This window comes from Saccharothrix sp. NRRL B-16348 (assembly GCF_001280085.1).
Lineage (GTDB): Bacteria > Actinomycetota > Actinomycetes > Mycobacteriales > Pseudonocardiaceae > Actinosynnema.
In genome coordinates this window covers 112,462-124,845 of sequence record NZ_LGED01000192.1, presented here as the reverse complement: position 1 = coordinate 124,845, position 12,384 = coordinate 112,462, and the positions used below count along the sequence as shown (strand labels likewise).

Sequence of the window (12,384 nt, the reverse complement as noted above, 5' to 3'; positions counted from 1 at the left end):
TACCTTGGGCGGCATGCTGCTGCCGTCCGCGATGTTCGCGGTGAGCGCCGTCTACGTGATCGCGGGTGTGATCGGCCGCCGTGTGCAGCCGCGCAACCGGGTCGGGCCGCTGTTCGTGCTCATCGGCGTGGGCTGGCTGCTCGACTACACCGTGGACGACGGGTCGTTCCTGGTGATGCTGGCCTGCAAGGTCTGGCCCGCCGTGCTCGGCCACGCGCTCCTGGCGTTCCCGACCGGCAGGCTGCGCACGGTGCCGCGGCGGCTCGCGGTGGCCGCCGGGTACGTCGAGAGCGTGCTGCTGGGCGTGGCGTTCGAGTACGAGCGCAAGCCGTGGGCCGCCGCGATCGTCGAGGCCGAGACGGCGATGACCGCGGTTGTCGGCATCTCCATGCTGGGTCTGCAGCTGCACCGCTGGCGGATCAGCAGCATGGCGCAACGGCGGACGTTGACCGCGATGCTCGGCGCGGCGGCGGTGGGGATCATGGCGTTCGTGGCGTGGGAGCCGGCGGAACGCGCGGGCCTCGAACCCCCGCTCGTGGTGCTGATGCTGGCCTTGAGCGGCATCCCGCTCGCGTACCTGGCCGGGTTGCTGCGCCGGCGGATGGACCGCGGCGAGGTGGCCGACCTGGTGGTGCGGCTCAGCGGCGACAGCAGGCGTGACGGCGTGCAGGAGGCGCTGGCCGCCACGCTGCACGACCCGAGCCTGCGCGTGGCGTACTGGGTGGCCGAGCAGGAGCGGTACGTGGACGTGGACGGTCGGCCGGTCGCGCTGGACTCCGCGCACACCAGGGTGGACCGGGGCGGCGCGCCGGTCGCCGTGCTGCTGCACGACCCCGTGCTGGACGTGGAGCTCGTGGACGCCGCGTGCGCCGCCGTCGGCCTGGCGCTGGAGAACGAGCGGCTCACCGCCGAGCTGCGGGCCAAGGTCCGGCAGCTGGCCGAGTCGCGCGCGACGGTGCTGCGGGCGGCCGAGGACGAGCGCCGCCGGCTGGAGCGCGACCTGCACGACGGCGTCCAGCAGCGGCTGGTGTCGGCGGTGATGACGTTGGGGCTGGCGGAGACCGTGCCGCCGGAGCGCGCCCGGGCGCTCGCCGCCGAGGCCAAGCAGGCGGTGCTGGCGACCATCGACGACGTGCGCGCGGTGTGCCACGGCATCCACCCGCCCGTGCTGGCCGAACGCGGCCTGCACGGCGCGGTGCGCGAGCTGACCGCGTTGGCCGAGCCGCGGGTCGACCTGACGCTCGACCTGCCGGACGACGTGCCGCCGCTGGTGGAGACGACCGCGTACTACGTTGTCGCCGAGGCGCTGGCGAACGTCGCCAAGCACGCCGAGGCGTCCCGCACCAAGGTCGTGATCAGCGGCCGCGACGGGCGGCTGGTGGTGGAGGTCGACGACGACGGGCGCGGGGGAGCGGACCCGGTGCGGGGCACCGGGCTGCGGGGGCTGGGCGAACGGGTGGAAGCGAACGGGGGGACGATGCGGGTCGTCAGCGCGGCGGAGACGGGCACGAGCCTGCGGGTGGTGCTGCCGTGCGGGTCGTGATCGCGGAGGACTCGACGTTGCTGCGCGAGGGGTTGGCGCGGCTGCTCGCCGAGGCCGGGTTCACCGTGGTGGCGGCCGTCGAGGACGCGCCGACGCTGATGGCGTCGGTCGACGAGCACCGGCCCGACGTGGCCATCGTGGACATCCGGATGCCGCCGACGCACACCGACGAGGGGCTGCGGGCGGCGGTGGCGTTGCGCCGCCAGTACCCCGGGACGGGGGTGCTCGTGCTGTCGCAGTACGTCCGGGTGAGCTACGCGGCCGAGCTGCTGGACGCGGGCGCGGACGGCGTCGGCTACCTGCTCAAGGACCGGGTGTCGGACCTGGCCGAGTTCGCCGCCGCGATCCGGCGCGTCGGCGCGGGCGGCTCGGCGTTCGACCCGGACGTGGTGAGCCGGCTGCTGGTGCGGCGGCGCGACGACAGCGACGACCGGCTGACCGACCGGGAACGGGCCGTGCTCGCGCTGATGGCGGAAGGGCGCACCAACCAGGCCATCGCGCAGCGGCTGTTCATCGCGGAGCGGACCGTGGAGAAGCACTGCACCAGCATCTTCACCAAGCTGGAGCTGACCGCGAGCCCTCACGACCACCGCCGCGTGCTCGCCGTCCTGCGCTACCTCAACGCCTGAAAAGGTGCGGCTAACCGCACCACGCGGTGAGGCTGGCACGATTCCCCAGCCACCCCCGGCGCGGGCACCCTCGCACCATGACACTGGGGAGCGAAGCAGAGGTTGACGCGCCGGCGGGGAGCCCGACGACGGGCGGGCGTCCCCGAGCCGGCTACCGCACGGACCTGATCACGGTGCTGCTCGGCACCTGGTTCTCGATCGGGCTGTTCCTCGACGCGTGGGCGCACTCCAACGTGCCCGAGCTCGAGTCGTTCTTCACGCCGTGGCACGCGGTGTTCTACTCGGGCTTCGCCGCGACCGGCGCGTGGATCCTGTGGGTGCTGTGGCGCAACTACCAGCAGGGCCTGCGCGGGCTGGACGCGGTGCCGATCGGCTACGGCCCGGCGGTGCTCGCGCTGCCCGCGTTCGCCGCGGCGGGCGTCGGCGACTACCTGTGGCACACGTTCATCGGCATCGAGCAGGGCATCGACATCCTGTTCAGCCCGACCCACCTGGTGCTGATCACGTCGATGGTGCTGATCCTCACCACGCCGCTGCGCACGCTGTGGAGCGACCGGGACGTGGTGGCACCGTCGCTGCGGCGGTTCCTGCCCGCCGGGCTGGCGCTGTCGTTCACCGCGTCGCTGGTGCTGCTGTTCGCCGGGTACGCCGACGCGACCGTGTTCACCAGCGAGCAGGTGATCAGGGCGTTCACCTTCGAGAAGGGCGCGGGCGGTTCGGGCCGGGCGGTCGAGCTGGCCGCCTCGGTCATGTTCACCAACCTGATCATGATCCTGCCGCTGCTGCTGGCCGTGCGCCGGTTCCGGCTGCCGTTCGGCGCGGCGACCCTGCTGGCGTTCGTGGTGATGCTGCTCAGCACGGCCGTGGCCAACTACGAGAACATGAGCACCGCGATCGGGTTCATCGTCTCCGGCGTGGTGATCGACGTGCTGCTGCTGAAGCTGAACCCGTCGGAGTCCCGGGTCAAGGAGTACCGGATCTTCGCCTTGGCGGCGTCGTTCGTCACGTGGGCGGTGTTCTTCGCGGGGGCCATCATCGACCAGGGCACGACGCCGAGCGTCACCGAGATGTGGACCGGGGCGCCGATCATGGCCGCGCTGCACGGTGTGCTGATGGCGGTGGTGCTCGTGCCGACCGCCCGCCGGTGAGGGCGCTGCTGCTGGCCCTCGTCCTGCTGATCACCACCGCCGGCCCGGCCCAGGCGCACGCGGGCGGCCTCACGCCGCAGGACCACCTGAGCCGGGTCACCGCGATCGAGCCGCCACTGCCCGGCGTCACCGCGACGATGGTCAACCACGGCACGCAGCTGGAGATCCACAACGGGGGCACGGGCCCGGTCACGGTCGCCGACCACGTGATCGGGCCGGGCGAGACGCACCGCTTCCGCGACGAGCGCACCACCGCGTCGCAGTGGGAAGTGCCGCTCGGCACGTCGGTGATCAAGGGCCGGGTGGACGTCACGCCGGGCCCGAACCCGTTGTGGTGGCTGCTGATCACGGCCGCGCTCGCCCTCGGCGGCTACTTCCTCGGCCGGCGGCGGGCACTGCTCGCCGCCGGCGTGGTCGTGGTGACGGCCGCGCACGTGTGGCACGCGGTCGGCTCGACGCTCGCCGTGACGGGCGGGTCGTTCGTGCCGCTGCTGCTCGGCGCGAGCGGTGTCGGCCTGGTGGCGTGGCCGTTGACCGCGGTCGCCGTGGTGGCGGCGGTGCGGCGCGCGCCCGCGACGGCGTTCGTGGCGGCCGTCGTCGGCGCGATGCTGGTGGTGGCGGGGATACCGGACTTCGACAGCTTCCGGTTCTCCCAGCTGCCGTTCGCCGGTCCGGCCGACGTGGACCGGCTGCTCGTGGCACTCACCCTGGGCGGCGGGCTCGGCCTCGCCGCCGGCGGATTCGACTACCTGAGAAGGACTGGTTCGACGACATGAAGACCGTTCACGCGCTGCTGCTCGCGCTGCTCGTGCTCGCGGGCTGCTCGGCCACGCCGCAAGCCTCACCCCCGGCCGAACCTCTGGTCCTGCGGCTGTCGGTCGAGCAGGCGTCGCCGCAGCGGGTGGAGGCGGTGCGCGGGCAGGCCGTCGAGCTGACCGTCACCAGCGAACAGCCGGTGGACGTGCACGTGCACGGCATCGACGTGCTGGCCAAGGCGGAGAGCGGCAAACCGGCCGTGCTCAAGTTCACCGTGGACCGGACCGGCACGTTCGACGTGGAGGCGCACCCCGACACGCTGCTCGTGCAACTGGTGGTGCGGTGACCGTTCTCGCCCACGGGGTCGGCGCCCGGCACGACCTGCCGCTCCCGCTGGACCTCGTGCTGCAGGGCGCGGCGGTCGCGCTGCTGGCGTCGTTCCTGGCGTTGGGTCTGCTGTGGACGAAGCCGCGGTTCGCCGCCGCCGAGCCGAAATCCGAGCGCGACTGGTGGCCGGTGCGGCTGCTGGTCGCGGTCGGGCTCGTGCTCGTGCCCGCGCAGGCGTGGCCGCACCTGGTGTTCGTGCTGGTGTGGGTCGGCGTGCCGGTGCTGTCGGTGCTGGTGGGCCCGGTGTGGCGGGTGGTCAACCCGCTGCGCCTGGCTGCCCGCGTCACGCTCGGTCGCGCGTACCCCGAACGGCTCGGCCACTGGCCCGCCGCGCTCGGCCTGCTCGCGTTCACCTGGGTGGAGCTGGTGTCGCCGGACACGCTGCCGTGGTTCCTGGTGGGCTACGCGGTGGTGAACGTCGCCGGCGGCGTGGTGTTCGGCCGCACGTGGTTCGAGCGGGCCGACGGGTTCGAGGTGTTCTCGACCCTGTTGGGCAGGCTGTCGCCGCTGCGCGGCAACCCGTTCCGCGCGCTCGTCGCCACGCCCGTGCGGCCCGGCCTGGTCGCCGTGGTGGCGGTGCTGCTCGGCTCGACCGCGTTCGACAGCGTCGGCTCCACGCCGGCCTGGGAACGCCTGTCGGTGCCGGACACGGCGGGGCTGGCGGCGGCCGTGGCGCTGGTCGCGGGCAGCTACCTGCTGGCGTGCCGGTCGTTCGGCGGGCAGCTCGCGCACTCGATGGTGCCGATCGTCGCCGGGTACGTCGTGGCGCACTACTTCTCGCTGCTCGCCGTGGAGGGCCAGCGGGGTGTCGCACTGCTGTTCGGCATCACCGGCTTCACCCCCGACGACACGCTCGCCGCGCCCGTGCTGGTGGCGTCGGTGCAGCTCGGCGCGGTGCTCGCCGGGCACCTGCTGGCCGTGGTGTCCGCGCACGACCGCGCGCTGCGGCTGCTGCCCGCCGACAAGCACCTGACCGGTCAGGTGCCGTTGCTGGTCCTGATGGTCGGGTACACCTCGGGCGGTTTGGCCCTGCTGTTCGCGGGCTGAGTGGCTATTCTGAGGGCCCACGACGGTCTGTCGTGACGCAAACAACTCGATTGGGCTAGTCAGTTAGCTCGATGAGCTGGTTTTCACCGCATTACAGCGGCTTCCGACTGGCGGTCCTGGTCGTGTGGGGTGAGCGTGTCACCTGACAGTTTGGGGTTTCCTGGCACTCGGATGAACGCACTTCTCACCGGATCGGGTCGATCACTAGCTTTCGGGTGAGTGAAATCGGCGGATCTGTGGAATTCATCCCGAGTGACGAAAGGGTGTCGATGAGCATTTACCTCACAGGTCTGCTGTGGGTCGCCGGCGCGGCGGTCGTGGCCGCCGTCTTCGCGTACGTGATCCGCAAGTACGGCGAGCTGGAGGGCCGCTCGGCCAACAACGAGGCCGCGGGGCAGGTGTTCACGATCGTGGGCGGCCTGCACGCGGTCCTGGTGGCGTTCGTGCTCATCGCCCTGTTCGACGCCGTCAACCAGGCGAGTGACGCCGCCTACCGCGAGGCGGACGGGCTGGTGGCGGCCACGTGGGCGAGCGACTCGCTGTCCTCGGCGACCGGCGCGCAGGTGCGCGAGCTGTCCCGCGCGTACGCCGTCACCGTCATCGACGACGAGTGGCCCGGCATGACGGCGGGCACCGCGTTCCAGTCGAGCGGCTGGGCGCAGCTCGACCAGCTGCGCCGGGTCGTGGCGGAGGCGCCGACGACCGACGAGTGGCAGGTCGACCGCAAGACCGAGGCCGCGAACCAGCTGTGGCAGGTGTACCAGGCCAGGCAGGAGCGGCTGGACGCGGCGGGCGGCGGTGTCAGCTCGGTGGTGTGGTTCGTGCTGATCGCGGGCAGCGTGCTGGCCGTGTGCCTGCCGCTGCTGTTCGGCGGGCCGCGCATCCGCACGCACGTGCTCATCGTGGCCACCCTCGCCGCGACGATCACGCTGCTGCTGTACGCGACGTACCAGCTGCAGAACCCGTTCGGCGGCGGCGCCGGGGTGAGCCCTGACGCGTTCGAGGCCGCCGTGGAGCGATTCGGATGATCGAAGCGCTCGCGCAGGTCGTGTGCACCGTCATCCAGGTCGAGGCGGGGGCCCACGGCCCGTCGACCGTCTTCCAGGTGCGGCTGCCGTCCGGCGAGGCGACTTCGCTCAACGCGCTCGACGTGCGGGTGAACGCCATCGGGTTCTCCGCCCGGCAGAACCTCGTGTACGGCGTGGACCACCACGGCAGGCTCGTCGCCCTCGACCGGACGGGACGGGTGGTCGGGAAGCCGACCCGCCCGGTGCCCGTGCTGCGGAACGCGACGGCGGGCGTGGTGGTGGGCGAGCGGCTGGTCGTGCGGGCCGGGCCGTGGCTGCACTCGGTCGACATCGACCCCCGCAGCCCGACGTTCGGGCACGTCGTGCACGAGGCGTGGCTGTGGCCGGCGGAGGGGATCACGGTCGACGACTTCGACCTCAACCCGGCCGACGGCCTGCTCTACGGCGTCGCCACGCATGAGCACGGCCACGGCGTGGTCGTCAGCATCGACCCGCGCACCGGCCGGACGAGGACCGTGCCCGGCGTCGGCCGGCTGCCCGGTGGCAGCGGCTACGGCGCGGTGACCCTGGCGCCGGACGGCGCGCTCTACGCCACGAACAACAACCGCGGCGGCCGGAGCACCTTGTGGCGGGTGGCGCTGGACGGCTCGGGCGTGGTCACGGAGATCTCGTCCAGGAAGGCCCTGCACACCATCGACTCGTCGGGCTGCCTGTCCACCATCCCGATCCCCACCACGACCACGACACCACCCACGACCACCACGACCACACCGCCGACCACTACGACGACAACCACAACCACCACACCGCCCACGACGACGACAACCACCACCACGACCACCGCACCACCCACTACGAGGACCACGACCCCCATCCCGACGACGACGACCACCACCACGACTCCACCACCCCGGACGACCACCACCATCCCCCGGACGACGACGACCACCACGACCACCACGACGGTCCGCCCCGCACCGGCGGTCCCGCCGAACATCCCGCCCCCGCTGCGGACCACCCCGCCGCGGAACACGCCGCCACCGGAGCCGCCACCGCCACCGGTGCCGCCGCCACCGCCGGCCGACATCGAGGTGCCGGACCGGCGGGTGGTGACCTTGGAACCGACCAACAACACGGTCCGCGACCAACGCCGCTGGGGCCTGGTCGCGATCATCCTGATCCTGGCCGCGGGCGCGCTCGCCCGCCAAGCCGCGAGCAGGCGGCGGTAGGCAAGACGGTGGGCAAGGCGGCGGTGGGTCAGACGGCGAGCATCCGGCGCACCTCCTCGTCGTGCAGCTCCTCCGTCGCGCCCGCGTGCACGACCTCGCCCGCGTCCATCACCACGAAGCTGTCGGCCAGCCGCAACGCGAAGTCCAGGTACTGCTCCACCAGCAGCACGGTCAGCCCGGCCTCGCGGTGCAGCCGTTCGACCGCCGCCTCGATCTCGTCGATCACCGACGGCTGGACGCCCTCCGTCGGCTCGTCCAGCACCAGCAGCCGAGGCCGGGTGATCAACGCCCGCGCGATCGCCAGCTGCTGCCGCTGACCGCCGGACAGGAACCCGGCCGGCCGCTTGAAGAACTCCCGCAACGCCGGGAACACGTCCAGCGCCTCGTCCACCGCCGCCGGGTCGCGGTGCCCGGTGGCCTCCAGCGTCACCTGCAGGTTCTCCCACACGGTCAACTGCGGGAACGAGACGTGGCCCTGCGGCACGTACGCCATGCCCGCGCGCACCCGCAGGTGCGTCGGCATCCGCGTGATGTCCTGCCCGTCGAACGTGATCCGGCCCGCCGTGGGCGTCAACGTGCCCATCACGGTCTTGAGCAACGTCGTCTTGCCGACCCCGTTGCGCCCCATCACGCACACCAACGACCCGGCGGGCACTTCGAGCCCCACGCCGAACAGCACTCGTGCCCGCCCGTAGGCAGCGTCCACTTCAGACACTGTGAGCATCACGTCACCGCCTTCCCCTTGGCCCGGCCCAGGTACACCTCGCGCACCCGCGGGTCCTCCTGCACCTCGGCGACCGAGCCCTCGCGCAGCACGTGCCCCTGGTGCAGCACGGTGACCTTGCGCGCGTACTTGCGCAGGAACTCCATGTCGTGCTCCACCACGACCACCGTGTGCGTGGAAGCGATCCGGTGCAGCAGCTCGCCCGTCCGCTCCCGTTCCGCCCGGCTCATGCCCGCCACCGGCTCGTCCAGCAGCAGCAGCTTCGGCCGCTGCACCAGCAGCATCCCGATCTCCAGCCACTGCCGCTGCCCGTGCGAGAGCACACCGGCGGGCTTGTCGGCCAACGCGGTCAGGTCCGCCGCCTCCAACGCCGAGGCCACCGCGTCGGACACCCCGCGTCGCCGCCGCAGCAACGACCGCAGCGGCAGCCGGAAGCTGTCCGCGAGGTCCAGGTTCTCCACCACGGTCAGCTCTTCGAACACGGTGGCGGTCTGGAACGTGCGGCCGACGCCCAGCCGCACGATCCGGTGCTCGCGCTTGCCGACCAGCTCCTGGCCGCCGAACCGCACGCTGCCCGCCACCGGCTTGGTCAGCCCGGTGACCACGTCGATCAACGTCGTCTTGCCCGCGCCGTTCGGCCCGATCAGGAACCGCAGCTCGCCTTCCTCGACGGTGAAGTCCAGCCCGTCGATCGCCGCGAAACCGTCGAACACCACGCGCAGCCCGCGCACCTCCAGCAACGCCGTCACGCCGTCACCTCCACCGGAGCCGGCCCGGTCTGCCTGCGGGACGCCAGCCGGTCGCGCGCCGACTCGACCACGCCAGCCAGCCCCTTCGGCGCGAACACCAGCACCAGCACGAACAACCCGCCCTGCAGGTACAGCCAGCCCTCGGCGAAGTCCTCGCTGAACAGCGTCTTGGCGTAGTTGACCGCGATGGCGCCCGCGATGGCGCCGGCCAGCACGAACCGACCGCCGACCGCCACGCCGACCAGCAGCTCCAGCGACGGCACGATGCCGAGCAGCGCGGGGGAGATGATGCCGACCACGGGCACGAACAACGCGCCCGCCAGGCCCGCCATCACCGCCGAGATCGTGAACGTGATCGTCTTGACCACGGCCGGGTCGTAGCCGAGGAACCGCACCCGGTCCTCGCCGTCCCGCACGGCCACCAGCAGCCTGCCGAACCGGCTGCGCACCAGCAGCTTCGCCACCAGGAACGTCGCGCCGAGCACGAGCGCCGTTATCGCGTACACGGCACGCTGCCCGTTCGGGTCGGTGAGGTCCAGCCCGAAGAACTGGCTGAAGTTCGTCATCCCGTTCGTGCCGCCGGTCAGCCCCTGCTGACCGATCAGCAGGATCACGAACGCCGCCGCCAACGCCTGCGACAGGATCGCGAAGTACGCGCCGCGCACCCGTTGCCGGAACACCAGCAGCCCCAGCAGGAACGCCACCACGCCGGGTATCAGCACCACCGCCGCCAGCGCGAACACCGGGTTGCCGAACGGTTTCCACAGCGCGGGCAGCTCCTCCACGCCGCTCCACACCATGAAGTCCGGCAACCCGGCCGACCCGGCCTCCTTCAGCTTCAGGTACATGGCCATCGCGTAGCCGCCGAGCCCGAAGAACACGCCCTGCCCGAGCGTCAGCATCCCGCCCTGGCCCCAGGCCAGCGCGATGCCGACCGCGACGATCGCGAAGCACAGGTACTTCGCCAGCAGCCCCAGCCGGAACGGCGAGAGCGTCAACGGCGCCAACGCCAGCAGCACGACGCACACCACGAGGGAGATGCGACCCAACGTCATACCAACGCCCTCCCCTTCAGCACGAACATGCCCTGCGGCCGGACCTGGAGGAACGCGATGATCGCCACGAACACCAGCACCTTGGCCAGGCTCGCGTCCGTCCAGAACTCCAGGTAGCTGTTGAGGAACCCGAGCGCGACCGCCGCCAGCACCGCGCCGCGCAGCTGGCCGAGCCCGCCCGCGACCACGACCAGGAACGCGTCCACGATGTAGAAGGTGCCCAGGCCCGGGCCGACCGGGCCGACGAGCGTCAACGCGACGCCCGCCACCCCGGCCAGCCCCGAGCCGAGCAGGAACGTGAACCGGTCCACCCGTCCGGTGGCGATGCCGCTGTAGGCGGCCAACTCCCGGTCCTGCACCACCGCGCGCATCCGGCGGCCGGCGGGCAACCTGGTCAGGTACAGCCACACCCCGACCACGCACACCACGGCCAGCACGACGATGAACATCCGGTTGTACGGCAGGCGGACGCCGAGCAGGTCGACGCCGCCGACCAGCCAGCCCGGCGCGGTCACCTGGACGTTCGGCGCGCCGAAGACGTCACGCGCCAGCTGTTGCAGCACCAGGCTCACGCCCCAGGTGAGCAGCAGCGTGTCCAACGGCCGCCCGTAGAAACGCCGGATCAGCGACCACTCCAGCAGCAGCCCCATCAACCCGGCCACGGCGAACGCGACCGGCAGCGCGATGAGGAACGACTGGCTCGTCAGGCCCTGCAGCAGGTACGCGGTGTAGGCGCCCGCCATGATGAACTCGCCGTGCGCCATGTTGATGACGCCCATCTGGCCGAACGTGAACGTCAGCCCGAGCGCGATCAGCAGCAGCACCGCCGCGATGCTCAGCCCGATGGGCAGCTGGTTGACCAGCGCGCCCATCAGCTCAACCCGCCGGCCCAGTCGTAGCCCTTCAGGTACGGGTCGGGCTTGATCGGGCCGGGGGAGGACCACACCTCCTTGATCTGGCCGTCCGCCTGCACCAGGCCGATCCGCGCGGTCTTGGCCACGTGCTGGTTGTCGCCGTCGATGGTGGTGGTGCCCTCGGGCGCGTCGATCGTGATGCCGCCTGCGGCCTTCTTCACCGCCTCGACCTCCGTCGTGCCCGCCTTCGCCACCGCCGCCGCCCACAGGTGGACCGCGTTGTAGCCGGCCTCCATCGGGTCGGACGTCACCTTGTCCGCGCCGTACTTCGCCTTGAACGCCTTGACGAACGCGTCGTTCGCGGGCGTGGTGGTGGTCTGGTAGTAGTTCCACGCCACCAGGTGCCCGGCCACGTTCTCCGGCCCGATGCCCTTGACCTCTTCCTCGGCGACGCTCACCGACACCACCGGCGTGGTCTGCGGCGTGATGCCGGAACCGCGCAGCTGCTTGAAGAACGCCACGTTGCTGTCGCCGTTGAGGGTGTTGAACACCGCGTCCGGCTTCGCGTCGGCGATCTTGTTGACCAGCGTGCTGTACTCGGTGTGGCCGAGCGGCGTGTACTCCTCGCCCAGGATCTCGATGCCCTTGGCGGCGGCGTACGCCTTGATGATCTTGTTGGCGGTGCGCGGGAACACGTAGTCGCTGCCCACCAGGAACATCTTCTTCTTGCCCTGCGCGGCCAGGTAGTCCAGCGCGGGCACGATCTGCTGGTTCGTCGTCGCGCCGGTGTAGAAGATGTACGGCGAGCTCTCCAGCCCTTCGTACTGCACCGGGTACCAGAGCAGCGCCTTGTTGCGCTCGAACACCGGCAGCATCGCCTTGCGGCTGGCGGACGTCCAGCCGCCGAACACCGTCGCCACCTTGTCCTGCGAGATCAGCTTCTGCGCCTTCTCCGCGAACGTGGGCCAGTCCGACGCGCCGTCCTCGGTGACCGGGACGACCTTCTTGCCCAGCACACCGCCCTTGGCGTTGATCTCCTCGATGGCCAGCAGCTCCGCGTCGCGCACGGTCACCTCGCTGATGGCCATCGTGCCGCTCAACGAGTGCAGGATGCCGACCTTGATCTCGTCACCGGAGGCCCCCGCGCCACCGCCGGGCTCCTCGACGCAGGCCGTCGTGAGCAGGGCGGGCAGCAGGAGGGCGAGCAGACCGCGGCTGAAGGTTCTGGAACGCAC

Annotated in this window: 13 protein-coding genes; 8 read left to right on the top strand and 5 right to left on the bottom strand. The window is 71.6% G+C overall.

Going from position 1 to position 12,384, the window contains the following annotated elements; genetic code table 11:
* Window positions 1-13: 13 nt before the first annotated feature.
* The 8 genes from ADK67_RS17690 (at window position 14) to ADK67_RS52595 (ending at window position 7,767) form a co-directional block, all read left to right on the top strand.
* Window positions 14-1,543, top strand: coding sequence for a sensor histidine kinase (locus ADK67_RS17690; RefSeq protein WP_157620515.1), 1,530 nt, complete (start codon window positions 14-16; stop codon window positions 1,541-1,543).
* On the top strand, window positions 1,531-2,172 hold the full coding sequence (locus tag ADK67_RS17685; protein WP_053717517.1) for a response regulator transcription factor: 642 nt from the start codon (window positions 1,531-1,533) through the stop codon (window positions 2,170-2,172). Before ADK67_RS17690 ends, ADK67_RS17685 begins: the two co-directional genes overlap by 13 nt.
* Window positions 2,173-2,249: 77 nt before the next feature.
* Window positions 2,250-3,320: a hypothetical protein gene (locus tag ADK67_RS17680; protein WP_053717516.1), complete on the top strand. Its 1,071-nt coding sequence runs from the start codon at window positions 2,250-2,252 to the stop codon at window positions 3,318-3,320.
* Window positions 3,317-4,096, top strand: coding sequence for a hypothetical protein (locus ADK67_RS17675; protein WP_053717515.1), 780 nt, complete (start codon window positions 3,317-3,319; stop codon window positions 4,094-4,096). The genes ADK67_RS17680 and ADK67_RS17675 overlap by 4 nt, the downstream gene beginning before the upstream one ends.
* Entirely contained in the window at window positions 4,093-4,422 is a 330-nt protein-coding gene (locus tag ADK67_RS17670; protein ID WP_053717514.1) for a hypothetical protein, read from the top strand. The genes ADK67_RS17675 and ADK67_RS17670 overlap by 4 nt, the downstream gene beginning before the upstream one ends.
* Window positions 4,419-5,510, top strand: a complete 1,092-nt coding sequence (locus ADK67_RS17665; protein ID WP_053717513.1) for a hypothetical protein — start codon at window positions 4,419-4,421, stop codon at window positions 5,508-5,510. Before ADK67_RS17670 ends, ADK67_RS17665 begins: the two co-directional genes overlap by 4 nt.
* Window positions 5,511-5,779: 269 nt before the next feature.
* The gene (locus ADK67_RS17660; RefSeq protein WP_053717512.1) at window positions 5,780-6,538 is read left to right on the top strand and encodes a bestrophin-like domain; all 759 of its coding nucleotides are present in this window, start codon (window positions 5,780-5,782) and stop codon (window positions 6,536-6,538) included.
* Window positions 6,535-7,767 carry a hypothetical protein gene (locus tag ADK67_RS52595; RefSeq protein ID WP_053717511.1) on the top strand — a complete coding sequence of 411 codons (1,233 nt, stop codon included), beginning with the start codon at window positions 6,535-6,537 and terminating at the stop codon, window positions 7,765-7,767. The genes ADK67_RS17660 and ADK67_RS52595 overlap by 4 nt, the downstream gene beginning before the upstream one ends.
* A 28-nt stretch (window positions 7,768-7,795) precedes the next feature.
* Here ADK67_RS52595 and urtE read toward each other — a convergent pair whose 3' ends face one another.
* From urtE to urtA, 5 genes are read right to left on the bottom strand one after another with little or no spacing between them, the layout of a single operon-like run.
* The gene (urtE, locus tag ADK67_RS17650; RefSeq protein ID WP_053717552.1) at window positions 7,796-8,491 is read right to left on the bottom strand and encodes an urea ABC transporter ATP-binding subunit UrtE; all 696 of its coding nucleotides are present in this window, start codon (window positions 8,489-8,491) and stop codon (window positions 7,796-7,798) included.
* Window positions 8,491-9,240 (bottom strand): urea ABC transporter ATP-binding protein UrtD, encoded by a 750-nt coding sequence (urtD, locus tag ADK67_RS17645; protein WP_053717510.1) that lies wholly within the window; start codon window positions 9,238-9,240, stop codon window positions 8,491-8,493. Before urtD ends, urtE begins: the two co-directional genes overlap by 1 nt.
* Window positions 9,237-10,295, bottom strand: coding sequence for an urea ABC transporter permease subunit UrtC (urtC, locus tag ADK67_RS17640; protein ID WP_053717509.1), 1,059 nt, complete (start codon window positions 10,293-10,295; stop codon window positions 9,237-9,239). Before urtC ends, urtD begins: the two co-directional genes overlap by 4 nt.
* Window positions 10,292-11,167: an urea ABC transporter permease subunit UrtB gene (gene urtB / locus ADK67_RS17635; RefSeq protein WP_053717508.1), complete on the bottom strand. Its 876-nt coding sequence runs from the start codon at window positions 11,165-11,167 to the stop codon at window positions 10,292-10,294. The genes urtC and urtB overlap by 4 nt, the downstream gene beginning before the upstream one ends.
* Window positions 11,167-12,384, bottom strand: a complete 1,218-nt coding sequence (gene urtA / locus ADK67_RS17630) for an urea ABC transporter substrate-binding protein (RefSeq protein ID WP_053717507.1) — start codon at window positions 12,382-12,384, stop codon at window positions 11,167-11,169. Before urtA ends, urtB begins: the two co-directional genes overlap by 1 nt.